The sequence below is a fragment of the Prauserella shujinwangii genome (genome assembly GCF_003001955.1).
GTDB lineage: Bacteria > Actinomycetota > Actinomycetes > Mycobacteriales > Pseudonocardiaceae > Qaidamihabitans > Qaidamihabitans shujinwangii.
The window spans coordinates 321636-347566 of sequence record NZ_PVNH01000004.1 but is presented as its reverse complement, the minus strand read 5'-3'; the positions used below and the strand labels follow the sequence as shown (position 1 = coordinate 347566).

Below are 25931 nucleotides of genomic sequence, written 5' to 3'. Positions count from 1 at the left end.
AGGGCACATCGCCTGCGTTCAGCGCAGGCGATGTGCCATTCACTGCCCGCACTGCCCGCACTGCCTCGGTCAGCGGGGCAGGACCGCGGCCACCTCGTCCGCCGCCGCCTGGCCGAACGCGCCGGAGAAGCGGTCGAGCGCGGCCTCGCGCTCGAACGTCCACTCCTGCGTCCCGACGGTCTCCAGGACCAGCACCGCGATCAGCGAGCCGAGCTGGGCGGAGCGCTCCACGCCGAGCCCGTAGTGCAGGCCGGCGAGGAACCCGGCCCGGAACCCGTCGCCGACCCCGGTCGGGTCGGCCTTCGTCGTCTCGGGGACCGCGCCGACCTGCAACGACGAGCCGTCCGCGGAGACGATCTCGACGCCCTTGTCACCGAGCGTGGTGATCCGGGTGCCGACCTCGGCCAGCACGTCCGCCTCCGACCAGCCCGTCTTGCGCAGCAGCAGCTCCCACTCGTAGTCGTTGCTGAACAGGTACGATGCCCCCGCCACGAACGCGCGGACACCGGCGCCGTCCATCCTGGCCAGCTGCTGGGACGGATCCACGGCGAACCGGTAGCCGCGCTGCCTGCACTCCTCGGCGTGCCGGAGCATGCCTTCGGGGTCGTCCGGGCCGATCAGGACCAGGTCGAGGCCACCTGCCCGCGCCGCGACGGGCGCGAGCTCGATGTTGCGGGCCTCCGCCATCGCGCCCGCGTAGAAGGTCGCGATCTGGCAGAGGTCGTCGTCGGTGGTGCACACGAACCGGGCGGTGTGCGCGATCTCCGAGGTGTGCACCCCGGAGGTGTCCACCCCGTGCCGCTCCAGCCACGCCCGGTAGTCGGCGAAGTCCTCGCCGACGGCGCCCACCAGCACCGGAGCCGCCCCCAGCACACCGAGGCCGAACGCGATGTTGGCGCCGATGCCGCCGCGCCGGACCACCAGGTCGTCGGCGAGGAAGCTCAGCGAGACGCGGTGCAGCTGCTCAGGCACGAACTGCTCGGCGAACCGGCCGGGAAAGTGCATGAGATGGTCGGTCGCGATACTGCCGCACACCGCGATGCGTCCGCTGGCTGCCACCGGGTCTCCCTGGGATCGGAGTTCGACTGCGCGCGAACCGAAAGGCTGGTCGTGCCCCGGCCGGGTGGTCCCGGCGCACCGGCCGAGACTACCGAACGGTAAGGGTGTCGCGCCTACGCCGACGAGCCTACTTTCGAGACCGTGCGCACCGTGACCGAACCCGAGACCATGGCCGAACTGATCGCCGACTGCGCGGGCATCCCCCGCCCGCAGCCACCCGGGCCGCGGACCGCGCGGGAGCCTGCCCACCCGTGGCGGGTCGACGAGGCGTGTCACGCCCAGGTGGCCGACCTCGACGAGTACGTCTGAGGGGCCACGCGCGAGAAGGCCCCCGGAGACGACTCAGGGGCCGTGATCGGTGGCGATCACGGCCCCTGATGCTCGTTTCGGGTCAGTGGAACGAGTCGCCGCAGGCGCAGGAGCCGCCCGCGTTCGGGTTGTCGATGGTGAAGCCCTGCTTCTCGATGGTGTCGACGAAGTCGATCTCGGCGCCCTGGACGTACGGCGCGCTCATCCGGTCCACGGCCACCCGGAGCCCGTTGAACTCACGGAACAGGTCGCCGTCCAGCGTGCGCTCGTCGAAGAACAGCTGGTACCGCAGACCCGCGCAGCCACCGGGCTGCACGGCGATACGCAGGTGCATGTCGTCGCGGCCCTCTTGATCGAGCAGTGCCTTCGCCTTGGCAGCCGCGGCGTCGGTCAACGTGACGCCGTGTGTGGCCTCGCCGGCGTCGGCCTGGGTGTTGCCGGTCTGCTCAGCGGTCGTCATGACTCTCCCTCACGGTTTCGTGCACGGGTGCCGGTGCTGACCAGTGTCAACACCAGCCGCACCCGTTCTGTTCCCACGCCGAGGCGCTGACAACCATGGTGACACATCTTGCGACCGGCTGAACATCAGTGGTGAGCGCTGCAATACCCTGGTGCGGTGAGGTTCCTGCGCCGCAACACCACCGAAGAGGCCGACACCACGGCCGAGCCCGTCGAGGTCGATTCGAACGGGGAGAGCCGCACGTCCCGCGGTTACACGCCGGCCAAGGGCAGGGCGACGCCGAAGCGCCGGGAGGCCGAGGGCAAGCGCCGCGGCCCGGTCGCGCCGCCGCCCCGGAGCACCCGGGAGGCGATCCGGCGCAACCGTGAGCTGCGCAAGCAGAACCCGGTGAGCAAGGAGGAGCGGCGCGCGGCGGCCAAGGAACGGCGCGAGCGCATGATGGCGGGGGACGACCGATACCTCCTCCCCCGCGACCGCGGGCCGGTCAAGGCCTACGTGCGGGACCTCGTGGACTCCCGGCGGCACATCCTCGGCCTGTTCATGCCGCTGGCGGTGCTGGTGTTCGTGTCGCTGCTGGTCCCGGTGCCCGCCGTGCAGCAGTACGCGACGCTGATGACCACCGTGCTGCTGCTCGGCATGGTGGTGGAGGGCTTCCTCAACGGCAGGCGCATCACCCGGCAGGTGCGGGAGAAGTTCCCGAACGAGGAGGTCAAGGGCTTCTCGATCGGCTGGTACGCCTTCGTGCGCGCCAGCCAGATCCGCAGGCTGCGGGTGCCGAAGCCGCGCGTGAAGCCGGGCCAGGCCATCGACTGACGTGTCCTGTGCCACCTGGAGCGCACTCCAGGTCGTTAGCATGGCGAAGCATCTGACGTTAGGGTGCGGGAATGGAGTTTCGTCGTCTCGGCCGCAGCGGCCTTTCCGTCAGTGAGATCTCGTACGGCAACTGGCTCACCCACGGCTCCCAGGTGGAGGAGGAGCAGGCGCACGCCTGCATCAAGGCGGCGCTCGACGCCGGCATCACGACCTTCGACACCGCCGACGTGTACGCGAACACCGCGGCCGAGTCGGTCCTCGGCCGCGGGCTCGCCGGGCAGCGCAGGGAGAGCCTGGAGATCTTCACCAAGGTGTTCTGGCCCACCGGTCCCGGCGGGCCGAACGACAAGGGCCTCGGCCGCAAGCACATCATGGAGTCGGCACACGCGTCGCTGAAGCGGCTGCAGACCGACTACATCGACCTCTACCAGGCGCACCGGTTCGACCACACGGTGCCGCTGGAGGAGACCATGCTCGCGTTCGCCGACCTCGTGCGGCAGGGCAAGGTGCTCTACATCGGCGTCTCCGAGTGGAACGCCGAGCAGATCACCCGGGGTGCGGCGCTCGCCCGCGAGCTGAACGTCCCGTTCGTGTCCAACCAGCCGCAGTACAACATGCTGTGGCGGATCATCGAGGCGCAGGTCGTGCCCGCCTGCGAGCGGGAGGGCCTGAGCCAGATCGTGTGGTCGCCGATCGCGCAGGGCGTGCTCACCGGCAAGTACCGGCCGGGTGAGCCGCTGCCCGAGGGCTCGCGCGCGACCGACGAGAAGGGTGGCGCGAACTTCATCAAGCGCTTCCTGCGGGACGAGGTGCTGGAGCGGGTGCAGCGGCTCCAGCCGCTGGCCGACCAGGCCGGGCTCTCGCTCGCGCAGCTGGCCGTCGCCTGGGTGCTGCAGAACCCGAACGTCGCCTCCGCGATCATCGGCGCGTCCCGGCCCGAGCAGGTGCACGAGAACGTCAAGGCCGCGGGCGTCACGCTCGACGCCGACCTGATGACCGCGATCGACACCGAGCTGCTCGGCATCGTCGAGGACGACCCGAGGCACACGCAGAGCCCCGTGCTCTGACGGGCCGATCCCCTTCCCGGGTCAGTGCCGGTCGCCGCGGCACCCGCCGGTCTCGCGCCCGCGGGTGCCCGCGGCGGCGCTCCACACCAGCCGCATCTCCTCCACCAGCTCCCACGGCTTGAGCACCGTGGTCCGCGGCAGGGAGGTGGTGAAGCCCACCGGATGCCTGCGGAACCGGCGCAGCATCCGGCCCGGCTTGCTCGCCACCCGCTGCCGCAGGTCGGCCAGGTAGCGGCGGCGCACGTCGCGGCCGATGCCGTTGCCGCACCGGGTGCACGTGGTCACGACGAGCAGCCTGCCCGCGTAGGCCAGCTCGTGCCGGGTTTCCCGGCCGCACCGGTGACAGGTCAGCGTCGCGTGCTCGACAGTCCCCATCATGTCCGCCCTCACGTCTGGTAGCCCGCCGCCGCGAGCACCTGCTCCGCGACCACGAGGTCGTGCGGGTAGGTGACCTTGAAGTTCTGCTGCTCACCGCGCACCCAGTGCACCGGCAGCGTGGAGAACCGCTCCATGCAGGACGCCGTGTCGGTGCCGAGGAAGGCCTCCCGCACCGCCTGCTCGTACGCGGCGAGCAGCGGGCCCGCCCGGAAGCCCTGCGGTGTCTGCGCCCGGATCATCGGTTCCCGCGCCCACGTCCCGCACGCGGGGTCGCCGGGGCCGACGGCGACGATGTCCTCGGCGGGCAGGCCGGGGATCGCGCCGCCGTGTTCCCGGGCCGAGTGCAGCACACCCGCGATCAGCGACGGGCTGACCAGCGGCCGCGCGGCGTCGTGCAGCAGGACGGCGTCGACCGTGCCGTCGTCGATGCGGCCGGACAGGTGGCGCAGGGCCTTCAGCTCGGACTCCTGCCGGGTCTCCCCGCCGAGCACGACCTCGACCTCCGCCTCCACCTCCCGGTCGAGCACCCAGCCGACGAGGTCGGCGTCCTGCGGGCGGGCGACCAGCACCAGCGCGCCGATCTCGGGCACCCTGGCGAACGCGTCGAGCGACCAGGAGACGAGCCGCCGCCCGGCGAGCGGAAGGTAGACCTTGTTCATCGCGGCGCCCACCCGCGTGCCCGCCCCGCTGGCGAGGACCACCCCGGCGGCGTACGGCGTCCGCGCGGCGCGTCCCCGCCGCCGCGATCTCCTGTCCACCACCCGCGCGATCATACGGTTCCCGCGTCGAGAACCCGCTGCACTGTGCCGAGCAGCCGCGCGGCGGCGGCACCGTCGGCGATGCGGTGGTCGACGGTCAGGCCGACGGTGCAGCGCAGCCGGGTGCCGATGCCCCCGGGCACGGGCACCACCACCGGTTCGACGGCGCCCACGGCCAGCGCGGCGGCCTGCGGCGGGGTCAGCAGCGCCTGGAAGGCACGGACGCCGAGGGCACCGAGGTCGGACACGGTCGCGGCCGCGGGCGCCGACAGCTCGGCGAGGGAGAGCCTGCCCGCGTGCGCCCGCCGCGCGACGTCGGCGACGAGGGCGGCGAGCGCGTCCGGGCTCCGCAGGTCGGGGTCGGTGAGCACGGGAGTCCTCGGCCCGCGCGGGGTGTCCACCGCGAGCGCGACCCCGACGCGCTCGTGCCCGCGGACCGTGCCGTCCGTCCACGCCACGTTCAGTTCGGGGTGCCCGCGCAGCGCGGCCGCGAACGCCCGGAGGAACTCGGCCGTCCACGGGCGGCCCGCCCGCCGCGCGGCGGCGGTCTCCAGGTCGAGGTCGCGGTACACCACGACCTGCGGGATCCGCACGCTCGCCTCGGCCAGCCGCGCGACGACGCCGCGCCCGTTCCCGCGCCGCTGCCCCTCCACATCGGACACCCGGATCGTCTGCCACGGGCCGGTGGGCCGCACGGTGGCGAGGTCGATGCCGCGTTCGGCGGCCAGCAGGCGGGCGGCGGGCACCGCCGCGACCCGGCCCGGCTCAGGTACGGCCGCCGCGGGCTCCGGCGGTGCGGCCCTGGCCTGTTCCGGCTCCCGCTCCGGTGACGGGGCCGGGGCAGGCGGAGCGGGGCCGTCCAGCAGGCCGTCGAGCAGGCCGGCGGATTCGGAGTCGACGTACGCGATCGGCTCCCCGACGGCGATCACGTCCTCGGGCGCGGCCACGAGTTCGGCGAGGACGCCGTCGACGGTGGCCTCCACCTCCATGTCGACCTTGTCGGTGGTCACCTCGCACACCACCTCGCCCTGGCGGACCGGGTCACCCTCGGCCTTGCGCCACGCGAGGAAGACGCCCTCGGTCATGGTCATGGACATCTTCGGCATGACCAGCGGAACCCGGTTGCTCACCATCGGCGCACCAGGTCCCTCGCCTCGCGGACGATGTCCTCCACCTGGGGAACGGCGGCACGCTCGAGTTGCGGCGCGTACGGGATCGGCACGTCGAGCCCGCACAGCCTGCCCACCGGCGCCCGCAGGTGGCCGAACGCCCGCGACCCGGCGACGGCCGCGGCGATCTCCGCGACGTACCCGCAGGTCTTCGGCGCCTCCTGGACGAGCAGCAGCCGCCCCGTCTCGACGACGCTGTCCAGGATGGTCTCGGTGTCCAGCGGCCGGAGCGTGCGGGGATCCACCACCCCGGCACTGATCCCCTCCCCGGCGAGCCGTTCGGCGGCCGCCAGCGCGCGGGGCACCATCACGCCCGTGGCCACGACGGTGAGGTCCGCTCCGGGACGTCGCACCTCGGCGGTGCCCAGCGGCACGCGGGCGGCGTCCTCCGGCACCGGGCCGCTGTCCTTGTAGAGCAGCTTGTGCTCGAGCACGATCACCGGGTTGGGGTCGTCGATCGCCGCCAGCAGCAGGCCCTTGGCGTCCGCGGGCGTGCTCGGCATCACCACCTTCAGCCCGGGTACGTGGGCGAACCACGCCTCCAGGCTCTGCGAGTGCTGGGCCGCCGCCCCGGTGCCGGACCCGCCGGGCGCGCGCAGCACGAGCGGCACGGTGGCGGCGCCGCCGAGCATGAAGTGGATCTTGGCGGCCTGGTTGACGATCTGGTCCATCGCCTGCGCGGTGAAGTCCGAGAACTGGATCTCCACGACCGGCCGCATCCCGGTCAGCGCGGCACCGACCGCGGCGCCCACGATGCCGAGCTCGCTGATCGGGGTGTCGCGGACCCGCTCCTCGCCGAACCGGTGGACCAGGTCGCCGGTGACGCCGAACGCCCCGCCGTAGGTGCCGATGTCCTCCCCCAGCAGGAACACCCGCTCGTCGGCGGTCATGGCCTGCGCGAGCGCCTCGCGCACGGCGTCCGCGTAGGTCAGCGTGCGGGTGCCGGGGGCCGCCGGTGCGGTGGTCATGCGGCCCCCTCCGCGTAGACGGCGTCGGTGAGGGAACCGGCGTCGGCGTCCGGCGCGGCGTGGGCGCTGCGCACGGCGGCGCGGACCGCCGCGACGGCCTGCTCGCGGCAGTCGGCGATCTCCGGCTCGGACAGCGTGCCCGCCACCGCGCGCTCGAAGCGGGCGATGGGGTCGCGCTCGCGCCAGGCGTCGATCTCGTCGCGCGTGCGGTAGAGGTTCTTGTCGCTCTTCGAGTGTCCCTTCCAGCGGTAGGTGAGCGCCTCGACGAGCGCGGGGCCCTGTCCCGCCCGCGCGCGGTGCACGGCGTCGGCGACGGCGTCGTGCACGGCCTGCGGATCGTTGCCGTCCACGGTCACGCCGGGCATGCCGTAGGCGGCGGCCCGCTCGGCGAGCCGGTCCACCCTGGCCGCCCGCGTGGCGGGCATCGACATGCCGTACTGGTTGTTCTCGCAGACGAACACCACGGGCAGCCGCCACACGGCCGCGAGGTTCACGCCCTCGTGCCAGGCGCCCTCGTTGACCGCGCCGTCGCCGAAGAAGCTGACCGCCACCGCGTCACCGCCGCGCAGGCGCACGGAGAGCGCCGCGCCGGTGGCGATCGGCACGCCGCCCGCGACGATGCCGTTGGCGCCGAGGTTGCCGGTGGCGACGTCGGCGATGTGCATGGACCCGCCCCGGCCCCGGCAGTAGCCGGTCTCCTTGGCGAGCAGTTCGGCCATCATCGCGTCCAGCCGGGCGCCCTTGGCGATGCAGTGCCCGTGGCCGCGGTGGGTGGAGGTGATGTAGTCGCCGTCGCGCAGGGCGAGGCAGGCGCCGACCGGTACCGCCTCCTGGCCGATCGACAGGTGCATCGTGCCGTGCATGAGCCCGCGGGCGAACAGGTCGTCCACGGCCTCCTCGAAGCGGCGGATCGTCCACATCGTCCGAAGCGCGTGCCGCGCCGTGGCGGCGTCCTTGGTCAGGTCCACGCGCCGCTCACCTCCGGCACGGACAGCAGGCGGTCCTGGAGCCTGCGCAGGGCGGCGATGGTGGTGGTCTCGTCGAGCGCGACGTCGGCGCGGGTCAGCGCGGTGCCCTCGGGTACGTCGCGCAGCACCCGCGCGCCGGGGGCGAGCCCGAGCGGGACGTGGTCGCCCGCCCGCGCGTACTCGGCGCTCTCGGTGATCCCGTACACGGTCTCGCCGCCGATGCCGTCCACCCGCTCGCCCGCGCGGAGGTCCCGCTTGGCGACGGCGAGCACCTCCGCGTTCCACGCCAGCGGCGCCAGGCTGGGCGTCCGGTCGAGCACCGCCTCCGCGACGGAGAGCGGCGCCTCCACGCTGGCGAGATGGTAGGGCCGGTAGAAGGCGTAGTAGGGACCCTTGCCCATGCCGAGGTAGGCCATCTCCTCGACCACGACGGGGTTCTCACTGCGGCCGATGACGAACACACCCGGCGCGACCGGGCCGGTGCAGTAGTCGACCACGCCCGTCGACGGCAGCACGCCGCCGTCGACGGCGGGCCGGAACGTCTCCGCCAGCGCCTCGACCGTGCAGTGCGGCCCGGTCATTCCCCGGGAGGGCACGGCGAGGCCTGCTCCGTTGGCGAGGGCGGCCATCTCGATCATCGTCTTCGAGCCGTCGACGAAGCTGGCGAGCATGTGCGGGTTCATGCCCTTCGCGGCGGCCTCGTCGGCGACCGTGGCGGGGGTGGCCGCGGGGTCGAGCGGGTTGTTCTTGCCCTTGCCCGCGCACACGACCTCGAAGCCGATGTCCCGCACGTGGTCGACGAGCGCCTTGCACTCGGCGGGCTCGTCGCCGCGGCACACCGTGTAGACCCGGCCCGTCCGGCGGGCGAGGTTGGCGAGCACCAGCCCCACGGTGACGTCGCACTCGACGTTGAGCGTGGCCACGTCCTTGCCCGCGAGCAGCCCGGCGAACGCCACCTGGGCGCCGACCTCCGGCACGCCGGTGGCGTCGACGAGCACGTCGACCGGCAGCGCGGCGAGGGTCGCGGCCGAGGTGGTGACGACCGGCCTGCCCGCCTCGATGGCGGCGGCGAGCTCACTGGGGTCCTCCCCGGTGACACCGTCGGTGCCGCCCGCCGCGCCGAGCGCGGCGAGGCCGCGTTCCGGCACGACGTCCGCGACGGCCGCGACCACCATTCCCGGGATGCGGCCGGCCTGGACGACGAAGCCGGTGCCCATCTGGCCCGCACCGACGAGGCCCACGCGGATGGGGCGGCCCCGTTCCCGTTCCCGCGCCCGCAGCCGATCGACGTAGCTCATCCCACGACACCTTCCGTCTGCACATATGTGCATCATGTGTGCACTTCAGTGACTATCTTGGTAGCACGGTCGTGGAAGCGCACACAAGCCCGCCACCCTGCACACATGTGCAAAAGCACCCCCACCCAGACTCCCTTCCAAAGTGGCCTTGGCGGCACGCGGGGGGCACGCGTGGGAGCACGCAGTGAAGGCCACCTTGCGTGCGTTGAGCGCACGCAAGGTGGCCTTCACTGCTGCCGGGTGGGGTGGGTTAGGTGGGGTGGGGGCGGATGGCGCCCGCGTTGAGGCGGCTCGCCATGCCGAGGGCCTCGTGCACGGCCCGGCCGAGCAGCCGGGAGCCCGCCCGTTCCTCCGCCCCGGCCACCGGGCCGGTGAGGTCCGGTCGCTCCCGGAACCGGGCGAACACCGACGAGCCCTCCATCGCCTGCGCGCGGGTGACCGTGCCCCGGCGGCGGTCGATGACCAGCAGCACGACGGCACCGCGCAACCTGCCCTTCGCCCGGCCGCTGACCAGCAGCATGCCGCCGCGGTTCTCCTGCGCGGCCAGCGCGTTGACCGCCCGCTGGTAGGCCAGGTGCTGGCGGTAGCTCAGCAGGCCCGCGACGACGAACCCCGCCACCAGCAGCGCCGCCGCCTGCCACGTCATGCCGCGCTCCCGGCCAGGGCCAGGCGGGTGCCCGCCGCGGGCAGCGCGACCGCGCCCTTCGCGTGCACCGCACCGGGCAGCAGCGACGTGCCGCCGTCCGGGTCGAGGTAGACGACGATGTGCCCGAGCGTGCGCAGGTTCTCGTGCGCCCGCTCCCCCACCGCGACCAGCTCGACGCGCTGCTCGCCGAACAGCAGCACGTCACCGGGCCGGATCTCCCGCTCCGGCCCCCTCGCCGGACCGTGCACGACGCTGACGCTCTCCAGCGCGTCCGGGATCGGGTCGGCGTAGAGGATGACGACGCCGCCCGCCACCAGGTCGGCGGCCTCCTCGCCCGCCCGCAGCACGGTGCTCTCGTAGTAGACGCTGTACCCGCTCATGTCCTGCCGTCCTCCGTGTCTAGAGCCCGAAGCTTGCGGCCCAGGCGATGACGACCGCAACCGGCGAGGTGATCATCCGGCTGACCAGCACGGCCGGGGTGCCGACGGCGACCGTCTCCGGTTTGGCCTCCCCGAGCGCGAGGCCCACCGGCACGAAGTCGCAGCCCACCTGGCCGTTGATCGCGAACAGGGTCGGCAGCGCGTACTGCACGGGCAGCGCGCCGATGGCGATCTGGCTGCCCATCAGCGTGCCGATCACCTGCGCGATCGCGGCACCCGGCCCGAGGATCGGGGACAGGAACGGCAGCGCGACCACCAGGCTGATCGCCACCAGCCCGATCGGGTTGCTCGCGATCGGCGAGAGCACCTGGCCCATCCACTGCGCGACACCGGTGTAGATGACGATGCCGAGCAGCAGGCTGACGTAGGCCATGAACGGCAGGATCGTCTTGAGCGTGAGGTCGATCGTCTGCCTGCCCGCGGACAGCATCGTGTTGACGAACGAGCCGACGCCCGAGCCGAACCGGACGAAGACGCCGGTGACCGAGTTGAATGCCTCGCCGAAGCGCCCGCCGCCGGTGACGGTGGCCGCGACGTCCGCACCGGAGGGGCGCTCCGAGCGCGGCGGCACGGCGGGCCCGGTGGGCGCGGTGGACGCGGCGTGTTCTTCGGGGACCGGCTCGTCGAGCGAGGGCGCCACCTCGTGCACGCCGACGGCCGACACGAACAGGTCCTCGGTGATGAACTGCGCCAGCGGCCCGCCGGGCGCGCCCGCGTACACGTCCACGGTCGGGATGCCCTTGCGCGGGTAGACGCCGATCCGCGCGGTGCCGCCGCAGTTGATGACCGCCGCGAGCACCTCCTCGTCCGGCACCGAGGTGGTGAAGCCGTCCACCGCCTCCGTGCCGGTGAGCTCGGCGATCCGCGCGGCGACCGGGTGAATGCCGCCCCCGGTCACCGAGAGCACCTTCGTGCGCGTGCCGCCGGGGCTGAGCAGCAACCCCCGGCCCCAGCCGCCCTCACCGGGCCGGACGAACACCGCGCGGGCGGTGCCGGTCGTGTGGGTCTCCATCTCACTCATGCCTTGCCACCCGCCTTCGCTGCCTCGAACTCACGGTCGAAATCGGCGAACACCTCGCTGCGGCCGGTGCGCTTGATCATGAACGCGGTGATCTTCTCGGTGACGATGCCGCGGATGAAGATCACGAGGATGCCGACGAGGAAGTACCGCAGCGCGAGCGGCACCGTGGACTCTCCGAGCTGCATGACGCCGTTGGCGATGCCGAGCCACACGAACAGCTCCCCGGCGTTGGCGTACGGGAAGAACGTGGTGACCGGGTGCACGAACGACACGGCCGAGTCGTAGAACGCGGGCTTGTGCCGCTCCGGCAGGAACCTGCCGAACGAGTAGCACATCGGGTTGGTCAGCATGAGCACCGCGATCACCGGCATCACGGTGTACCGGGTGATCCACCATCGCGCCGACCACTGCACCGCCCGGGTCACCCGCTGCTCGCCGATGAAGGTGGTGAGGGCGTACATGAACGTCAGCAGCACGATCAGCGTGGGCAGGATGCCGGTCACCAGGCCGACGAACTGCTCGCCCGACTCGTTGAAGAGTCCGATGAAGTGGGTGCCGAGCCATTCGAACACCCCCAGCACGCCGCCACTGCTCTCGCTCTCGGGCTGCGCGGGTTGCTGCTGCGCCATGACGGCAAGCACTTGCATTCCGGCCTCCTTCTCGACCCCCGTGCCCCCGTGATATGCACGAATGTGCGTACCTTCTTCACGTTTGACAGTGATGTGTGTAACATGCCGACCCAGCGGCGACAAGAGCCAACCGAGAAGGAGTCCGCATGCTCCAGGCCCGAGTGAAGATCGCGTCCCCCGTCGGCCTGCACGCGCGCCCGGCCAGCCTGTTCGTCAAGGCGGCCGCGAAACACGCCGGCAGCGTGTCGATCGGGCGGCCGGGCGGCGAGCCCGTCGACGCGCGCAGCATGCTGTCGGTGCTCAGCCTCGCGATCGGGCACGGCGAGGAGGTCATCCTGCGCACCGACGGCGAGGGCGCGGAGGCCGCGCTGAGGGAACTGTCGCGGCTGCTGACCAGCGATCTGGACGCCTGAGCATGCCACCACCTCGCGACCAGCACCTGCTGGTGACGGCCGCCCGGATGTACTACGAGGCGGGCCGCTCACAGCACGAGATCGCCACCGCGCTCAACGTGAGCCGGTCGAGCGTCTCGCGCATGCTCACCGCCGCCAGGGAACGCGGCATCGTCCGGATCCAGATCAACGACCCGACCGGGCGCGACATGAGCCTGGAGGAGGAGCTCACCACGCGCTTCGGGCTGCGCGACTGCCGGGTCGCCGAGATCCACAGCGGCGACCGGCCGCTCGCGCGGGTCGGCGACCTCGGTGCCCGCTGGCTGCTCGAGACGCTCCGGCCCGGCCACAAGGTCGGGGTCTCCTGGGGCCACGGGCTGCAGGCGGTCGTCCAGCACATCCCCGATGAGGGCGGCCTCGACGTCGAGGTGCTGCCGCTGGTCGGCGGTCTCTCCGCGGTCGACTCGGCGATCACCGGCGAGGAACTCGTGCGGGATCTGGCCGGCCGGGTCGGCGGCCGCTTCCAGCGGTTGCACGCGCCCGCGCTGCTCACCTCGAAGGCGGGCCGGGACGTGCTGCTGGCCGAGCCGACGGTCCAGCGCACGCTCGAGGCGGCCCGGCGCGCGGACGTGGCGCTCGTCGGCATCGGCGCCGTCGGGCACGGCTCGTCGGCGGCGCTGGTGAAGGCCCTCGACCTCGGCCCCGAGGAGCGGGCACGGTTCGACCGGGCCCAGCCCGTCGGGGACGTCTGCGCACGGTTCTTCGACGCCGACGGGACACCGGTGACGGGCCCCGCCGACGACCGCGTGCTCGCGGTGTCCCTCGCGGATCTGGCGGCCATCCCCACCGTCGCGGGCGTCGCGGCGGGCCCGGAGAAGGCGCCCGGCGTCCTCGGCGCGCTGCGGACCAGGGTGCTCGACATCCTGCTCTGTGACAGTTCACTGGCCAGGGCGCTGCTCGCCCGCGACGGCCGGTAGCTTGTGCGCGTGCGCACCGAGTTCGCCAACATCCCGCAACCCGACGAGCAGGCCCGAGCCGGGGCGCTGCGACTGAGCGCGCGGCCCGCGCCGGAGTCGCTCGGCAGGCTCGACGAGCTCGGCGCGTGGATCGCCGCGTGCCAGGGCCAGTCACCACCGCGGCCGCTGAAGCGGGCCCGCGTCGTCGTGTTCGCCGCCGACCACGGCATCGCCGCCCGCGGCGTGTCGGCGCACCCGCCGGGAGCGACCGCCGAGCAGGTCGCCGCCCTCCTCGCGGGGGGCACCCCGCTCAACGTCCTCGCCGACGCGGCCGGGGCCGGGGTGCGCGTGGTGGACGTGGCCGTGGACACCGACGACGCCGCCGGGTTCAAGGTGCGGCGGGGTTCCGGCGCGCTCGACGTGGCCGACGCGCTCACCGAGGACGAGGCCGAGGCCGCGGTCGACGTGGGCAGGCGGGTCGCCGACGCCGAGGTGGACGAGGGTGCCGACCTGCTCGTGCCCGCCGAGCTCGGCGTGGGTGCCAGCACCCCGGCCGCCGTGCTGGTGGCCGCGCTGACCGGGGCCGAGCCGGTGGCCGTGACCGGCCGGGGCTCCGGCATCGACGACCCGGCGTGGATGCGCAAGGCGCTGGCCGTGCGCGACGGCCTCCGGCGGGCGAAGACGGTGCTGGACGACCCGGTCGCACTGCTGCGCACGGCGGGCGGGGCCGATCTGGCCGCACTCGCCGGGTTCCTCGCGCAGGCCGCGGCCCGGCGCACGCCGGTGCTGCTGGACGGGCTCAGCGTCACGGCCGCCGCGCTCGTCGCGGAGGAGCTGGCGCCCGGTGCCCGCTCGTGGTGGCTGGCGGCGCACCGCACGCCCGAACCGGCGCACGCGCTGGCACTCGAGCACCTCGACCTGCGGCCGGTGTTCGACCTGGGGATCCGGCACGGCGGCGGCGCGGGCGCCGTGGCGGCGCTGCCGCTGCTGACGGCGGCGGTGCGCGTGCTGGCTTCGTGAGCCTCGGCAGCGGCGACCGCGGACTCCCACGGTCGCCGCTGCCGGATCAGCCCAGCTTGCGCATCCAGCCGTGCGGGTCGGGCCGGGTGCCCTCCTGAATCCCCGTCAGCTCCTCGCGCAGCCGCATCGTCACCTCGCCCGGCCTGCCGCCGGACACCAGGAACTCGCCCCCGGCGTGCTTCACCCTCCCGACGGGCGTGATCACGGCGGCGGTGCCGCACGCGAACACCTCGGTCAGCTCACCGGACGTGGCCGCCTTCTCCCACTCGTCGGTGGAGATCCGGCGCTCCTCGACGCGGTAGCCGAAGTCGGCGGCCAGCGTCAGCAGCGAATCGCGGGTGACACCGGGCAGCAGCGAACCCGACAGTTCGGGCGTCACCAGCCGCGCGTCGGCACCGGAGCCGAAGACGAAGAACAGGTTCATCCCGCCCATCTCCTCGACCCACCTGCGCTCCACGGCGTCCAGCCACACCACCTGGTCGCAGCCCTGCTCCACGGCCTGCGCCTGCGCCACGAACGCGGCGGCGTAGTTGCCGGCGCACTTCGCCTCGCCGGTGCCGCCGGGAGCGGCCCGCACGTACTCGGTGGACAGCCACACGCTCACCGGCTGGACGCCGCCCGCGAAGTACGACCCGGCGGGCGAGCCGATCAGCGCGTACAGGTAGCGGCCCGCGGGCCGGTTCACGCCGAGCCCCGCCTCGGTGGAGACCATGAACGGGCGCAGGTACAGCGAGTCGCCCTGCTTGGTGGGCACCCAGCGGCCGTCCACGGCGATCAGCTCGTGCAGCGACCCGACGAACAGCTCCTCGGGCAGCTCCGGCATCGCGAGCCTGCGTGCCGATCGCTGGAAGCGGGCGGCGTTGGACTCCGGCCGGAACGCGGCGACCGAGCCGTCCGGCTGCCGGTAGGCCTTGAGCCCTTCGAAGATCGCCTGGCCGTAGTGCAGCACGGACGTGGCCGGATCGAGGGTCAGCGACTCGTACGGGCGGACCTCGGCGTCGTGCCAGCCGCGCTCGCGGTCCCACTGCACGGTGACCATGTGGTCGGTGAAATGCGTGCCGAACCCCGGCTGCGCCAGTACCTCCGCTACCCGCTCCGCGGAGGCGGGCGTCGGGCTGAGGGTACGGGTGAAGGGGTTCGTCGTCGTCATGCCCAGGAGGATATCGCTTAGTTGGACGTCAGAACATTCCGCTTGGCCTAGCATGGGCGGGGTGACGCAACCAGCTCAGCGCCCGCCCCTCGGCAACGGTGTCTCCGCGGGCCCGGCCTCCGACGCCAAGACGTTCGTCGCCGCAGCCCTGCTCACGTTCGCGGCGGGCATGATCGTGCTGATCGGCTACGTCATGGCAGGCGGGTTCGGCGGGTTCCTCGGTCTCATCGGTGCCGTGTTCGCCGTGGTCTGGTGGCGGAGCCTGCACGAGAAGGTCTTCCCGCGCGACCTGCCCGCCCAGTCCGTCGTGGGCCTCGCCGTGGCCGCCGCCGTCCTGTTCGGCCTCGTCGTGCTGATGGCCTAACGGTCCTGGAGGTCCGGGGAGTCCCGCAGGCGCGGGGCGGGCCAGCCCGGCTCCGGCCGGAACCCGGTCCAGGTCCCGTCGAACGGGAACGTGCCCTCCTCGGCGAGCGCCCCCAGCCGCTCGCCCTCCGCGCGCAGCCGGGCGAGCTGGTCTGCCGTGAGCCTGCCCGCCCGCACGGCCGCGGCGGCCTCGTCCTCGTCCTTCCACCGCCAGCGCCCGCCGGGCGGCACCACGACGTCGAGCACACCGTCGATCCGGTCCGGCCCTCCGGCACGCCTGCCCAGCGGGATCTCCAGGTTCACGTACCACCCGAGGAACTCCCCCTCGGCGGTGAAGAACCACCAGACCGACGACCAGATGTCCTCGGGGATCAGCCGCAACGTCGACTGGTCCCGCCAGTGGTCGCGCACCGGCACGCGCGGCACCGTGAACCGTTCGGCCAGTGGCGCGTCCCGCATCGCGCGGCCGTCGGCGAGCCTGCTGCCGACGATCTCCGTGCCCGCGGGCAGCCAGCCCACCAGCGACCGCCCGTCGTCGGCGATCACCCGCAGCGGGTGCCGCTGCCCGACGCTGCCGTCCGGCCGCACGAACCGCTGCACGACGGTCTGCCCCGGCCGCCACCGCACGGTGCTCACCGGACGAGCACCATCCCGGCGAGCATCGCCGCGGCCAGCACGGCCACCGCGGCGGCGGGCAGCCGACGCCCGCCGCGCAGTGCCGAGCCCGCCGTCAGCAGCACCTCGGTCAGTGCCAGCAGCGCCGCCAGCAGGACCGCCCCCGCGGGCGCGAGCACCACCGCGCCCAGCGCCGCCGCCAGCCCGGGCACCAGCACCCCCGTCCGTCCCCGCCCCGGCAGTTCGTCGCGCACGGCGGCCAGCGCCGCCACCGCCGCACCGGCCGCCGCGACCGTCACCACGGCCGCCAGCAGCGGTAGCAGCACCCGCGCGTCGGCCGCCACCAGCACATCCCGCAGCGAGGTCACCGACAGCCCGAGCCGGACCGGGCCCAGCTGGTACAGCGCGGCGGCGGCCACGACGGCCGCGCTCGCGGCGGCCGCGGCGAGCCGGACCCCGCGCAGCCCGCCCAGCAACGGATACAGCACGGCGGCGGAGGCGAGGACACCCGCGTCCGGCGACCCGGGTGCGGTGTGCGCGGCCGGGGCGATGGCCACGCACACGCTGGTGAACACGACCGCGGCGGCGCACAGCACGCCGAGCACCCACCGCCGCCAGTACGCGGTGAACCGGATCCCGGCCGCCACGGCCACCGCGGCGCCCGCGACGAGCAGCCCGCCCGGCCACCTCGCGTGGCCCGGAACGACGTCGGCGGCGTAGGCGGCGAAGGCACTGCCCGCGAGCACGGCGACGCCGAGCAGCGTGCCGATCCGGGCGCCGCGCAGCAGCCCGCCCCGGCCCTGCGGCACCGCCCACCGGGTGCCGAACGCCAGCAGCGCGGCGACGCCGACGCCGAGCAGCAGCCACCAGCCGGCCACCGACGCGGCGACGGCGAGCACGACGGGAAGGCCCGCTGCCAGCCGCATCCGCGGGCACCTCCCTCGTGTCGGTCGTCCGGCGAGTCAATAGCATGGCTCACGATCAGCCCGGGTAACCGCCCGGCGTGCACCAGCAACCGAGCCAGGAGCCTGACGTGAGTGTGCCGAAGCTTGCCTTGACCGAGAACACCGAGACGGCGCTGGGCAAGAGCCGCGCCGACGCCGTCGTGGTCGGGACCGTGCAGGGCAGCGGCGGGCTGGAGCTCGGCCCGGGAGCCGAGGCCGTGGACGGCGCGCTCGGCGGCACGCTGCTCGACGTCCTGCGCACCCTCGGTGCCACCGGCAAGGCCGAGGAGGTCGTCAAGCTGCCCACGCTGGGCAGGCTGCCCGCCGGGGTGGTGCTGGCGGTGGGTCTCGGCAAGCCGGGTGCCGACGGCACGTTCACCCAGGAGCAGGTGCGCCGCGCGGCGGGCGCCTCGGGCCGGGCGCTCGCGGGCACGGGCCGCGCGCTGACCACGCTGTCCGCCGTCGACCTGCAGGGTGCGGTCGAGGGCACCGTGCTCGGCGCGTACGTGTTCACCGAGTACAAGTCGGAGCCCGGCGACGCCCCCGTGTCCGCCGTGGACGTCGCGAGCCCGGCGGAGGGCGACGCGCGCCGGCACCGCGCCACGCTGAAGGCCGCCACCGCGATCGCCGAGTCGGTGGTCATCGCACGCGACCTCGTCAACACCCCGCCCAACGACCTGTTCCCGGCCTCGTTCGCCGACCGCGCGCGCTCGCTCGCCGAGTCGGCCGGGCTCGACTTCGAGGTGCTCGACGAGAAGGCGCTCAAGCGCAAGGGCTTCGGCGGCATCCTGGGGGTCGGTGGCGGCTCGGCCCGCCCGCCGCGGCTGCTGCGGCTGGCCTACCGCGGCACGAAGGCCAAGTCGCGCGTCGCGCTGGTGGGCAAGGGGATCACGTTCGACACCGGCGGCATCTCGATCAAGCCCGCCGCCAACATGGACCACATGACCTCGGACATGTCCGGGGCCGCGGCGGTGCTCGCGTCCGTGCTGCTCGCCGCGAAGCTCAAGTACCCGCTCGAGGTGGTCGCGCACATCCCGCTCGCCGAGAACATGCCGTCCGGCACCTCCTACCGGCCGGGCGACGTGCTGACCATGTACGGCGGCAAGACGGTCGAGGTGCTCAACACCGACGCCGAGGGCAGGCTCGTGCTGGCCGACGCGATCGTGCGCGCGGCCGAGGACGACCCCGACTACCTGATCGAGACCTCGACGCTGACCGGCGCGCAGGTGGTGGCGCTGGGCAACCGCACCCCCGGCATCATGGGCTCGCCCGAGTTCCGCGACCGGATCGCCACGCTCGCGCAGGCCACCGGCGAGAACGGCTGGGCGATGCCGCTGCCGGACGAGCTGCGCGGCGACCTCGACTCCCGGATCGCCGACATCGCCAACGTCACCGGGCACCGCTGGGGCGGCATGCTCGCCGCGGGTGTGTTCCTCCGCGAGTTCGTGGCCGACGGCCTGTCCTGGGCGCACATCGACATCGCGGGCCCGGCGTTCAACACCGGCTCCCCGTGGGGCTACACGGGCAAGGGCGGCACCGGCCTCCCGGTGCGCACGATCGCCGCGGCCCTGGCCGACATCGCCGACAACGGGTGACGGGAAGCCCCGCGCAGTACCTCGAGGCGGCCGTGCAGTCGGTGCTCACGGCCGCCGACCCGGCCGTCGACGCGACCGTCGGGCACGCGGCGCTGCTCGTGGCGAGCGCGGGCGCCGCGGCCGACGCCGACCACCTGGTCCGGCGCTGGCTGGCCGCCACCGAGCGCCCGGTGAGCGCCCTCGTGCCCGACGCCGTGACGGCCAGGGCGTGGGCGATGCTGTCCGCCGCCCGGCCCGGCGGCGCCCCGGGCTGGGCGGCCGAGCTGCCCCCGCTCGACCTCGACGCGGAGGAGTCCGCGCACCACCGGCACCTGGGCCGCGCCGAACCGCCGCTGCCGCCCGGCCTGCTCGGCGACTCGCTGCCGGCCCAGGTCGTGACGGGGCTGGCCGAGCACACCGAGCGGCCTCGCCGCGACCCGCTGCGGGCGCTGGCGGCCGAGGCCGAGTCGGCCGCGCGGGACGGGGACGAGGAGGCCGCCAGCGCGGCCCTGCACCGGTGGGCGGAGCTGGCGTGGCGACGGCCGAGGCCGGACGTGGCCACCCTCGCCGCGTGCCGGCACGTCGCCCCGCTGCTGGTCGCGGGCGCCCTCCCGGCGCCGCGGGGCTGGCCGAGGGACTGCGCCGACGCGCTGATCGCCGCCCTGCACACGCGCTACCGGCCCGCCCCCGCCCAGCGGGACTGGCCCGGCCTGCTGGCGGAGGTGCTGCGGCTGCGCGGGGAGGAGGGCCCGCTCCCGGCACCGGCCACGCCGGGCGCCCTCGCCGACGCCGAGCACCGGCTGGGGCGGCCGCTGCCCGCCGACTACCGGGAGTTCCTGCTGACCTGCGACGGGTTCCCGGCCGACGTCGTGTTCCCCCGGCTGCTCGGTGCCGCGGACCTGGTGCCGACGGGCCCCCGGGTGCGGATCAGCGAACCCGAGGGGGTCGAGCTGGACCCGGCGACCGGGCGGGTGTTCGAGCACGACCCGCTGTTCGGCACGACCGTGCACAGCGGGATCCGCGCGCTGGTGGAGGAACACCTGCGCCTGCTGGAGGCCGCGGGCCCGCCTTCCGGTCGGGAGTGAGGAGCGTGGCCGGCACGCCCGCCCGCCGCCCGGCCGCCGCCCCTGCCGGAGGCGCTCCGCCGCGCGCCGCCCGCCGGTTCACTCCCGGGGGGCGTCGTCGCGCTCCTGCCGGCGCTTGCGTTCCAGGATGCGCTGCCGCTCGGTGTACTCGCGCATGCGCCGGGGGTAGCCGGTCTTGGCCGCCTCGTACACCGGGATCGAGTTCTTCTTTCCGAACCGCTGCGCCGCGTCCAGGCTGCCGATGCGCCGCCGGGTCCACTCGCCGTCGTGGGCGACCAGCACCACGGTCGTCTCCGTGACCGCCGTGCGTGGCTCGACGAAGGCCTCGACCCCGCGCCGCCGCGCGGCCCACGCCTGGAGATGCTCGGTGTCGGCGTCGGTCGCGCCGCGCAGCGTGCCCGGTCTGTCCTTGCCTCCCGACCGCTTGCGCAACCGGTCGAACAGTCCCACCTCGACCACCTTTCCTCTCGGCCCGTTCACGATCATTATCCCGGCTGGCGACCGGCCAAGTACCGGCTGACGAGCACTAGGTCGCAAGCGTGTCAGACGTAGTGACAAGATGAGGTGTGGCGCGCGCACCCTGGCGCTCGCCGAACGATCGCCACTGCCTGCCGAGGAGTTTGTGAAGTGACCGACGCTGAAGCCGACCTAGTGATCCTTGGTGGCGGCTCGGGCGGCTACGCCGCGGCATTCCGAGCGGCCGAGCTGGGCCTTTCCGTCACCTTGATCGAGAAGGACAAGCTGGGCGGCACCTGCCTGCATCGAGGTTGCATCCCGACCAAGGCACTGCTGCACGCGGCCGAGGTCGCCGACTCCGCGCGCGACGGCGAGCAGTTCGGTGTCCGGACCACCTTCGAGGGGGTCGACATCGACGGCGTGAACAAGTACAAGGACACGATCGTCTCGCGCCTCTACAAGGGTCTGCAGGGCCTCACCAAGGCCCACCAGATCAACTACGTCGAGGGCACCGGCACCTTCGCCGGCGGCACCTCCGTCGACGTCGAGGGCACCCGCTACACCGGCAAGAACGTGCTGCTGGCCACCGGCTCGTACTCCAAGACGCTGCCCGGCCTCGAACTGGGCGGCCGCATCATCGCCAGCGAGGACGCGCTGAAGCTCGACTTCGTCCCGGAGAAGGTCGTCGTGCTCGGCGGCGGCGTGATCGGGGTGGAGTTCGCCAGCGTGTGGGCCTCGTTCGGCGTGGACGTCACCATCGTCGAGGCGCTGCCGAGGCTGGTGCCCAACGAGGACGAGTTCGCCTCGAAGCAGCTGGAGCGCGCCTTCCGCAGGCGCAAGATCGCCTTCAAGACCGGGGTCAGGTTCACCGGCGCCAAGCAGGACGACAACGGGGTGAGCGTGTCCCTGGAGTCCGGCGAGACGATCGAGGCCGACCTGCTGCTGGTCGCCGTCGGCCGCGGCCCGAACACGGCGGGCCACGGGTACGACGAGGCGGGCGTGCGGATGGACCGCGGCTTCGTGCTCACCGACGAGCGGCTGCGCACCAACCTGCCGGGTGTCTACGCCGTCGGCGACATCGTGCCCGGTCTGCAGCTGGCCCACCGCGGGTTCGCCCAGGGCATCTTCGTGGCCGAGCAGATCGCGGGCCTCGACCCCCGCCCGATCGACGAGGACGGCATCCCCCGGGTCACGTACTCGCACCCCGAGGTCGCCTCGGTCGGGCTCACCGAGGCCGCCGCGAAGGAGAAGTACGGCTCGGGCGTCACCACGTTCACCTACGACCTCGCGGGCAACGGCAAGAGCCAGATCCTCAAGACCTCCGGTGCGGTCAAGCTGGTCAAGGCACCGGACGGGCCCGTCGTCGGCCTGCACCTCGTCGGCGACCGGGTCGGTGAGCTGATCGGCGAGGCCCAGCTGATCTACAACTGGGAGGCGTTCCCCGAGGACGTCGCCCCGCTGATCCACGCCCACCCGACCCAGACCGAGGCTCTCGGCGAAGCGCACCTCGCGCTGGCCGGCAAGCCGCTGCACGTGCACGGCTGACCGCGGCCGACCGACGCCGACCGGAACCAGCAGACCACACCAGACACACGCAAAGAGGAGTCAGCGAACGATGGCGTACTCCGTCACATTGCCGGAGCTCGGGGAGAGCGTTACGGAGGGCACCGTCACCCGGTGGCTGAAGCAGGAGGGTGACCGGGTCGAGGTCGACGAGCCGCTGCTCGAGATCTCCACCGACAAGGTGGACACCGAGGTCCCCTCCCCCGTCGCGGGCACGGTGCAGAAGATCGTGGCGCGCGAGGACGAGACCGTCGAGGTGGGCGGCGAGCTCGCCGTCATCGACGACGGCTCCGGCGGTGGCGGAGGTGCCGAGTCCGCCGCCGAGGCCGCGCGCCCGCAGCAGGAGCAGCAGGAGCAGCCGCAGCAACAGCAGGAACAGCAGCAGGCCGCGCCGCAGGAGGCCCAGCAGGCGCCGCAGCCCGCACAGCGGGAACAGGCGCAGCCGGAACCCGCGGCGCAGCAGCAACAGCAGCCGCCGTCCGGTGGCCAGGGGCAGGGCACGCCGGTGACCCTGCCCGAGCTGGGCGAGAGCGTCACGGAGGGCACCGTCACCCGGTGGCTGAAGCAGGTGGGCGACCAGGTCGAGGTCGACGAGCCGCTGCTGGAGATCTCCACCGACAAGGTGGACACCGAGGTCCCCTCCCCCGTCGCGGGCACCGTGCTGGAGATCAGCGCACAGGAGGACGAGACCGTCGAGGTCGGCGGTCAGCTGGCGGTGATCGGCGAGCCGGGCGCGCAGGCGGAGACCCCCGCCGCGCCCGCCGAGCCGCAGCAGCGGGAACAGCAGGCCCGCCCGCAGGCGCCGGCCGAGGAGCCTGCCCCGGCCGCGCCGCAGCAGCAACAGACACAGCCCGCCCCGCAGCAACCCACCCAGCCCGAGCAGCCCGAGCGACCGGAGCAGCCCGAGCCCGCCCCGCAGCAGCAGGCCCAGCCTCCGGCCCAGCAGCAGGCGCCGCAGCAGCAGGCATCACAGCCGAGCCAGGACGGTGCGGGAACCCCGTACGTGACGCCGCTGGTGCGCAAGCTCGCCTCGGAGCACGACATCGACCTGAACTCGCTGCGCGGCACCGGCGTGGGCGGCCGGATCCGCAAGCAGGACGTGCTCGCGGCCGTCGAGGAGAAGCAGCAGCGGGAGCAGCAGGCACCGCAGCCGGAGCCGCAGGCCCCCGCGGCCCCGGCGCCCGCGGCCCAGGCGCCCGCCGCGCCGCGGCCGACGGTGTCGGAGTCGGAGAAGGCGGCCCTGCGCGGCACGGTGCAGAAGGCCAGCCGGATCCGGCAGATCACCGCGCAGAAGACCAAGGAGTCGCTGCAGCTGTCGGCGCAGCTGACGCAGGTGCACGAGGTGGACGTCACCAAGATCGCGCGGCTGCGCCAGCGGGCCAAGGAGGCCTTCCGGCAGCGGGAGGGCGTCAACCTGACGTTCCTGCCGTTCTTCGCCAAGGCCACGGTGGAGGCGCTCAAGCAGCACCCGAACGTCAACGCCTCCTACAACGAGGAGACCAAGGAGATCACCTACCACGGCGCCGTGCACCTGGGCATCGCCGTGGACACCGAGCGCGGCCTGCTGTCGGTGGTGATCCACGACGCGGGTGAGCTGAGCCTGGCCGGGCTGGCGCACCGGATCGCCGACCTCGCCGACCGGGCCCGCACCAACCGGATCAAGCCGGAGGAGCTCACCGGCGGCACGTTCACGGTGACCAACATCGGCAGCCAGGGCGCGCTGTTCGACACGCCGATCATCGTGCAGCCGCAGTCGGGCATCCTCGGCACCGGCGCGGTGGTCAAGCGCCCGGTGGTGAGCGCCGACGCCGACGGCAACGACACCATCGCCATCCGGTCGATGGCGTACCTGCCGCTCACCTACGACCACCGCCTGATCGACGGAGCCGACGCGGGCCGGTTCCTCACCACGATCAAGCAGCGGCTGGAGGAAGGCAACTTCGAAGACGAGCTGGGCCTGTAACCGCCCATCCCGGACGAGCGCGGGAGCGAGGGAGCTTTACTACCGAAATCGGAACCGCGGCGCGCAGCGTCTCCGCCTGGGTGGTGGCGGGAGACGGGCGGGCGGAACCGCGGCGCGCAGCGTCTCCGCCTGGGTGGTGGCGGGAGACGGGCGGGCGGAACCGCGGCGCGCAGCGTCTCCGCTTGGGTGGCGGTGGGAGACGGGCGGGCGGAACCGCGGCGCGCAGCGTCTCCGCTTGGGTGGCGGTGGGAGACGGGCGGGCGGTAGTAAAGCTCCCTCGCTCCCCCTTTCGGAGGGCGCCTGCCGGTCGGCGGGCGCCCTTCGCCACGAATAGGGTTGGCACATGCGCGTACTCGTCGCGGGATCCAGTGGCCTGCTCGGCTCCGCCCTGTCCACCCGGCTGCGCGAGGCCGGGCACGAGGTACGCCACCTGGTGCGCCGGGAGGCGCGGGGCGACGGCGAGTTCCGCTGGGACCCGCCCGCGGGCCGCATCGCCGACGGCGCGCTCGACGGCGTGGACGCCGTGGTCAACTTCTGCGGCGCGCCCCTGGCCTCCGGCCGCTGGAGCGGCGCGCGCAAGCAGGTGCTCAGCGACAGCAGGCTCGAACCGACCGAGGTGCTCGCCGAGGCGGTCGCCGAGCGCGGGATCCCCGTGCTCGCGAACGCCTCCGGCATCAACGTCTACGGCGACACCGGCGACCGGGTGGTCGACGAGTCCGCGCCCGCGGGCACCGGCTTCCTCGCCGAGCTGTGCGTCGCCTGGGAGGCGGCCGCGGCGCCCGCCGCCCGCGCCGGAGCCAGGGTCCTGTTCCTCCGCACGGCACCGGTGCTCTCCGGCAGGGGCGGGCTGCTCGGTGCGCTCAAGCCGGTGTTCTGGCTCGGCCTCGGCGGCAGGCTCGGCGACGGCAGGCAGTACTTCCCCTGGATCAGCCTGCCCGACCACATCGAGGCGGTGCGGTTCCTGCTGGAGCACGCCACCGTGTCCGGACCGGTCAACCTGACCGCGCCGGAACCGGTGACGAACGCCGAGTTCACCCACGCGTTCGGCCGGGCGCTGCGCCGCCCGGCACCGTGGTGGGTACCGGCGCCCGCGCTGCGGGCCGCGCTCGGCGAGGCCGCCGACGAGATGGTCCTCACCGGGCCGAGGGCGGTGCCCCGGGTCCTGCCGGAGTCGGGGTTCGCCTTCCGCCACACCGAGATCGACGACGCGCTGGCCGCCGTGCTGTGATCGGGTACGTGCTCGCCGGCGTCCTGCTGATCGCCGCGTTCCTGCTGCTCGGCCTGCTGGTCACGCCGGCGCCGTCGCCGCCGGACGCGGTGCTGCGGACCACGTTAGCGGGTGACTGGCGCGGTGTCCCGGGCGACGTGGCGGCCGTCGTGAGCGCGGTGTTCGGCCCGGTGCTCCCGGTGCTGCTGGGCGTGGCGCTGCTCGGCTGGGCCGCCGTCCGGTGGCGGCGGGGCGACCGGGCGACGGCCGGGATCGCGCTGCGCGTGACGGTCGTGCTGGGCCTGTGCCGGCTGCCGAGCCTCGTGTTCAAACCGGTGTTCGACCGCGCCCGGCCGAGGGCGTACGCCGACTACGCCTACCCGAGCGGGCACGTCGTGTCCGTGGCGAGCACGGGTTTCGCGGTGGTGTTGCTGTGCCTGTGGCTGGCGCCGTGGCTGGTGCGGGCGGCCGTGGCGGTGTCGGTGGCCGCGACGGCGTTGTCCGCGGCGAGCAGGCTCGTGCTCGGCGTGCACTGGCTGACCGACACGATCGGCGCGGTTCTCGCCGTGACCGGCGTCGGGCTGCTGGCCGCGACCGCGGTGGGGTTGCTGCCCGCCGTGCGGGACAAGGTTCCGGCCGGTCGCGGCACGGCGTAGCCTC

At 73.7% G+C, this 25931-nt stretch carries 29 protein-coding genes; 13 read left to right on the top strand and 16 right to left on the bottom strand.

What is annotated here, in order from left to right; translation table 11 throughout:
* Window positions 1-69 precede the first annotated feature (69 nt).
* On the bottom strand, window positions 70-1059 hold the full coding sequence (locus tag B0I33_RS11445; protein WP_106178594.1) for a carbohydrate kinase family protein: 990 nt from the start codon (window positions 1057-1059) through the stop codon (window positions 70-72).
* Window positions 1060-1200: 141 nt separating this feature from the next.
* On the opposite strand from B0I33_RS11445, the gene B0I33_RS29910 reads away from it, so the two are divergent.
* Window positions 1201-1368, top strand: coding sequence for a hypothetical protein (locus tag B0I33_RS29910; protein ID WP_181193251.1), 168 nt, complete (start codon window positions 1201-1203; stop codon window positions 1366-1368).
* Window positions 1369-1450: 82 nt separating this feature from the next.
* On the opposite strand, the gene B0I33_RS11440 is transcribed toward B0I33_RS29910, so the two are convergent.
* On the bottom strand, window positions 1451-1828 hold the full coding sequence (locus tag B0I33_RS11440; protein ID WP_106178593.1) for a HesB/IscA family protein: 378 nt from the start codon (window positions 1826-1828) through the stop codon (window positions 1451-1453).
* A gap of 156 nt (window positions 1829-1984) precedes the next feature.
* On the opposite strand from B0I33_RS11440, the gene B0I33_RS11435 reads away from it, so the two are divergent.
* Together B0I33_RS11435 and B0I33_RS11430 are read left to right on the top strand one after the other, a co-directional pair.
* On the top strand, window positions 1985-2641 hold the full coding sequence (locus B0I33_RS11435; RefSeq protein WP_106178592.1) for a DUF3043 domain-containing protein: 657 nt from the start codon (window positions 1985-1987) through the stop codon (window positions 2639-2641).
* Window positions 2642-2712: 71 nt separating this feature from the next.
* Window positions 2713-3708, top strand: a complete 996-nt coding sequence (locus B0I33_RS11430) for an aldo/keto reductase family protein (protein ID WP_106178591.1) — start codon at window positions 2713-2715, stop codon at window positions 3706-3708.
* 21 nt (window positions 3709-3729) lie between these two features.
* Here B0I33_RS11430 and B0I33_RS11425 read toward each other — a convergent pair whose 3' ends face one another.
* The 10 genes from B0I33_RS11425 to srlA all read right to left on the bottom strand — a co-directional run bounded on the left by B0I33_RS11425 (window position 3730) and on the right by srlA (window position 12001).
* A complete protein-coding gene (locus B0I33_RS11425) occupies window positions 3730-4086 on the bottom strand; it encodes a hypothetical protein (protein ID WP_245900609.1) in 357 nt (118 codons plus the stop codon).
* Window positions 4087-4094: 8 nt separating this feature from the next.
* Window positions 4095-4859: an IspD/TarI family cytidylyltransferase gene (locus B0I33_RS11420; protein ID WP_106178590.1), complete on the bottom strand. Its 765-nt coding sequence runs from the start codon at window positions 4857-4859 to the stop codon at window positions 4095-4097.
* Window positions 4856-5977, bottom strand: coding sequence for a 2-oxo acid dehydrogenase subunit E2 (locus tag B0I33_RS11415; protein WP_106178589.1), 1122 nt, complete (start codon window positions 5975-5977; stop codon window positions 4856-4858). The genes B0I33_RS11420 and B0I33_RS11415 overlap by 4 nt, the downstream gene beginning before the upstream one ends.
* Window positions 5971-6981 (bottom strand): alpha-ketoacid dehydrogenase subunit beta, encoded by a 1011-nt coding sequence (locus tag B0I33_RS11410; RefSeq protein WP_106178588.1) that lies wholly within the window; start codon window positions 6979-6981, stop codon window positions 5971-5973. The genes B0I33_RS11415 and B0I33_RS11410 overlap by 7 nt, the downstream gene beginning before the upstream one ends.
* Window positions 6978-7949: a thiamine pyrophosphate-dependent dehydrogenase E1 component subunit alpha gene (locus B0I33_RS11405; RefSeq protein ID WP_106178587.1), complete on the bottom strand. Its 972-nt coding sequence runs from the start codon at window positions 7947-7949 to the stop codon at window positions 6978-6980. The genes B0I33_RS11410 and B0I33_RS11405 overlap by 4 nt, the downstream gene beginning before the upstream one ends.
* Entirely contained in the window at window positions 7940-9247 is a 1308-nt protein-coding gene (locus B0I33_RS11400; RefSeq protein ID WP_106178586.1) for an NAD(P)H-dependent oxidoreductase, read from the bottom strand. Before B0I33_RS11400 ends, B0I33_RS11405 begins: the two co-directional genes overlap by 10 nt.
* Window positions 9248-9497: 250 nt before the next feature.
* Window positions 9498-9893: a transcriptional regulator GutM gene (locus B0I33_RS11395; RefSeq protein WP_106178585.1), complete on the bottom strand. Its 396-nt coding sequence runs from the start codon at window positions 9891-9893 to the stop codon at window positions 9498-9500.
* The gene (locus B0I33_RS11390) at window positions 9890-10273 is read right to left on the bottom strand and encodes a PTS glucitol/sorbitol transporter subunit IIA (RefSeq protein WP_106178584.1); all 384 of its coding nucleotides are present in this window, start codon (window positions 10271-10273) and stop codon (window positions 9890-9892) included. Before B0I33_RS11390 ends, B0I33_RS11395 begins: the two co-directional genes overlap by 4 nt.
* 19 nt (window positions 10274-10292) lie before the next feature.
* A complete protein-coding gene (srlE, locus tag B0I33_RS11385) occupies window positions 10293-11354 on the bottom strand; it encodes a PTS glucitol/sorbitol transporter subunit IIB (RefSeq protein ID WP_106178583.1) in 1062 nt (353 codons plus the stop codon).
* Window positions 11351-12001: a PTS glucitol/sorbitol transporter subunit IIC gene (srlA, locus tag B0I33_RS11380; protein WP_245900608.1), complete on the bottom strand. Its 651-nt coding sequence runs from the start codon at window positions 11999-12001 to the stop codon at window positions 11351-11353. The genes srlE and srlA overlap by 4 nt, the downstream gene beginning before the upstream one ends.
* Before the next feature lie 128 nt (window positions 12002-12129).
* On the opposite strand from srlA, the gene B0I33_RS11375 reads away from it, so the two are divergent.
* The 3 genes from B0I33_RS11375 to B0I33_RS11365 are packed head-to-tail and all read left to right on the top strand — an operon-like array spanning window position 12130 to window position 14351.
* Window positions 12130-12396 (top strand): HPr family phosphocarrier protein, encoded by a 267-nt coding sequence (locus tag B0I33_RS11375; protein WP_106178581.1) that lies wholly within the window; start codon window positions 12130-12132, stop codon window positions 12394-12396.
* Window positions 12397-12398: 2 nt separating this feature from the next.
* Complete coding sequence (locus tag B0I33_RS11370; protein WP_106178580.1) at window positions 12399-13352, top strand: sugar-binding transcriptional regulator; 954 nt, start codon at window positions 12399-12401, stop codon at window positions 13350-13352.
* Window positions 13353-13355: 3 nt separating this feature from the next.
* The gene (locus B0I33_RS11365) at window positions 13356-14351 is read left to right on the top strand and encodes a nicotinate-nucleotide--dimethylbenzimidazole phosphoribosyltransferase (protein WP_181193250.1); all 996 of its coding nucleotides are present in this window, start codon (window positions 13356-13358) and stop codon (window positions 14349-14351) included.
* Window positions 14352-14397: 46 nt separating this feature from the next.
* On the opposite strand, the gene B0I33_RS11360 is transcribed toward B0I33_RS11365, so the two are convergent.
* Window positions 14398-15501 (bottom strand): branched-chain amino acid aminotransferase, encoded by a 1104-nt coding sequence (locus B0I33_RS11360; RefSeq protein ID WP_106178579.1) that lies wholly within the window; start codon window positions 15499-15501, stop codon window positions 14398-14400.
* Window positions 15502-15553: 52 nt separating this feature from the next.
* Between B0I33_RS11360 and B0I33_RS11355 the strand changes: the two genes are divergently transcribed.
* Window positions 15554-15865: a hypothetical protein gene (locus B0I33_RS11355; RefSeq protein ID WP_106178578.1), complete on the top strand. Its 312-nt coding sequence runs from the start codon at window positions 15554-15556 to the stop codon at window positions 15863-15865.
* Here the strand turns inward: B0I33_RS11355 and B0I33_RS11350 are convergent.
* Together B0I33_RS11350 and B0I33_RS11345 are read right to left on the bottom strand one after the other, a co-directional pair.
* The gene (locus B0I33_RS11350; RefSeq protein WP_106178577.1) at window positions 15862-16500 is read right to left on the bottom strand and encodes a ribonuclease FAU-1 family protein; all 639 of its coding nucleotides are present in this window, start codon (window positions 16498-16500) and stop codon (window positions 15862-15864) included. The two genes, B0I33_RS11355 and B0I33_RS11350, sit on opposite strands and share 4 nt — an antisense overlap.
* Window positions 16497-17405, bottom strand: coding sequence for a hypothetical protein (locus B0I33_RS11345; protein ID WP_106178576.1), 909 nt, complete (start codon window positions 17403-17405; stop codon window positions 16497-16499). Before B0I33_RS11345 ends, B0I33_RS11350 begins: the two co-directional genes overlap by 4 nt.
* A gap of 107 nt (window positions 17406-17512) precedes the next feature.
* On the opposite strand from B0I33_RS11345, the gene B0I33_RS11340 reads away from it, so the two are divergent.
* Together B0I33_RS11340 and B0I33_RS11335 are read left to right on the top strand one after the other, a co-directional pair.
* Window positions 17513-19018 carry a leucyl aminopeptidase gene (locus B0I33_RS11340; RefSeq protein WP_106178575.1) on the top strand — a complete coding sequence of 502 codons (1506 nt, stop codon included), beginning with the start codon at window positions 17513-17515 and terminating at the stop codon, window positions 19016-19018.
* Window positions 19015-20082 (top strand): SMI1/KNR4 family protein, encoded by a 1068-nt coding sequence (locus B0I33_RS11335; protein ID WP_106178574.1) that lies wholly within the window; start codon window positions 19015-19017, stop codon window positions 20080-20082. Before B0I33_RS11340 ends, B0I33_RS11335 begins: the two co-directional genes overlap by 4 nt.
* Before the next feature lie 78 nt (window positions 20083-20160).
* On the opposite strand, the gene B0I33_RS11330 is transcribed toward B0I33_RS11335, so the two are convergent.
* Entirely contained in the window at window positions 20161-20532 is a 372-nt protein-coding gene (locus tag B0I33_RS11330) for an oxidoreductase (protein WP_245900606.1), read from the bottom strand.
* 177 nt (window positions 20533-20709) lie between these two features.
* Here B0I33_RS11330 and lpdA point away from each other — a divergent pair, with 177 nt between their 5' ends.
* The 4 genes from lpdA (at window position 20710) to B0I33_RS11310 (ending at window position 25927) form a co-directional block, all read left to right on the top strand.
* Window positions 20710-22083, top strand: a complete 1374-nt coding sequence (lpdA, locus tag B0I33_RS11325; RefSeq protein WP_106178572.1) for a dihydrolipoyl dehydrogenase — start codon at window positions 20710-20712, stop codon at window positions 22081-22083.
* Between the two features lie 70 nt (window positions 22084-22153).
* Window positions 22154-24064 (top strand): 2-oxoglutarate dehydrogenase, E2 component, dihydrolipoamide succinyltransferase, encoded by a 1911-nt coding sequence (gene sucB, locus B0I33_RS11320; protein WP_106178571.1) that lies wholly within the window; start codon window positions 22154-22156, stop codon window positions 24062-24064.
* A gap of 343 nt (window positions 24065-24407) precedes the next feature.
* Window positions 24408-25292: a TIGR01777 family oxidoreductase gene (locus tag B0I33_RS11315; RefSeq protein ID WP_106178570.1), complete on the top strand. Its 885-nt coding sequence runs from the start codon at window positions 24408-24410 to the stop codon at window positions 25290-25292.
* Window positions 25292-25927 carry a phosphatase PAP2 family protein gene (locus tag B0I33_RS11310; RefSeq protein WP_425440470.1) on the top strand — a complete coding sequence of 212 codons (636 nt, stop codon included), beginning with the start codon at window positions 25292-25294 and terminating at the stop codon, window positions 25925-25927. Before B0I33_RS11315 ends, B0I33_RS11310 begins: the two co-directional genes overlap by 1 nt.
* The last annotated feature ends 4 nt before the right edge of the window (window positions 25928-25931 follow it).

Bases quoted from the DNA above. Each gene is read 5' to 3' on its own strand.
- B0I33_RS11440 (WP_106178593.1), bottom strand. From the start codon at position 1,828: ATGACGACCGCTGAGCAGACCGGCAACACCCAGGCCGACGCCGGCGAG.
- B0I33_RS11345 (WP_106178576.1), bottom strand. From the start codon at position 17,405: ATGCGGCTGGCAGCGGGCCTTCCCGTCGTGCTCGCCGTCGCCGCGTCG.
- B0I33_RS11360 (WP_106178579.1), bottom strand. From the start codon at position 15,501: ATGACGACGACGAACCCCTTCACCCGTACCCTCAGCCCGACGCCCGCC.
- B0I33_RS11395 (WP_106178585.1), bottom strand. From the start codon at position 9,893: ATGACGTGGCAGGCGGCGGCGCTGCTGGTGGCGGGGTTCGTCGTCGCG.
- B0I33_RS11370 (WP_106178580.1), top strand. From the start codon at position 12,399: ATGCCACCACCTCGCGACCAGCACCTGCTGGTGACGGCCGCCCGGATG.
- B0I33_RS11355 (WP_106178578.1), top strand. From the start codon at position 15,554: ATGGGCGGGGTGACGCAACCAGCTCAGCGCCCGCCCCTCGGCAACGGT.
- B0I33_RS11315 (WP_106178570.1), top strand. From the start codon at position 24,408: ATGCGCGTACTCGTCGCGGGATCCAGTGGCCTGCTCGGCTCCGCCCTG.
- B0I33_RS11425 (WP_245900609.1), bottom strand. From the start codon at position 4,086: ATGATGGGGACTGTCGAGCACGCGACGCTGACCTGTCACCGGTGCGGC.
- B0I33_RS11420 (WP_106178590.1), bottom strand. From the start codon at position 4,859: ATGATCGCGCGGGTGGTGGACAGGAGATCGCGGCGGCGGGGACGCGCC.
- srlE (WP_106178583.1), bottom strand. From the start codon at position 11,354: ATGAGTGAGATGGAGACCCACACGACCGGCACCGCCCGCGCGGTGTTC.
- srlA (WP_245900608.1), bottom strand. From the start codon at position 12,001: ATGCAAGTGCTTGCCGTCATGGCGCAGCAGCAACCCGCGCAGCCCGAG.
- B0I33_RS11390 (WP_106178584.1), bottom strand. From the start codon at position 10,273: ATGAGCGGGTACAGCGTCTACTACGAGAGCACCGTGCTGCGGGCGGGC.
- B0I33_RS11400 (WP_106178586.1), bottom strand. From the start codon at position 9,247: ATGAGCTACGTCGATCGGCTGCGGGCGCGGGAACGGGAACGGGGCCGC.
- B0I33_RS11410 (WP_106178588.1), bottom strand. From the start codon at position 6,981: ATGACCACCGCACCGGCGGCCCCCGGCACCCGCACGCTGACCTACGCG.
- sucB (WP_106178571.1), top strand. From the start codon at position 22,154: ATGGCGTACTCCGTCACATTGCCGGAGCTCGGGGAGAGCGTTACGGAG.
- B0I33_RS11430 (WP_106178591.1), top strand. From the start codon at position 2,713: ATGGAGTTTCGTCGTCTCGGCCGCAGCGGCCTTTCCGTCAGTGAGATC.
- B0I33_RS11375 (WP_106178581.1), top strand. From the start codon at position 12,130: ATGCTCCAGGCCCGAGTGAAGATCGCGTCCCCCGTCGGCCTGCACGCG.
- B0I33_RS11415 (WP_106178589.1), bottom strand. From the start codon at position 5,977: ATGGTGAGCAACCGGGTTCCGCTGGTCATGCCGAAGATGTCCATGACC.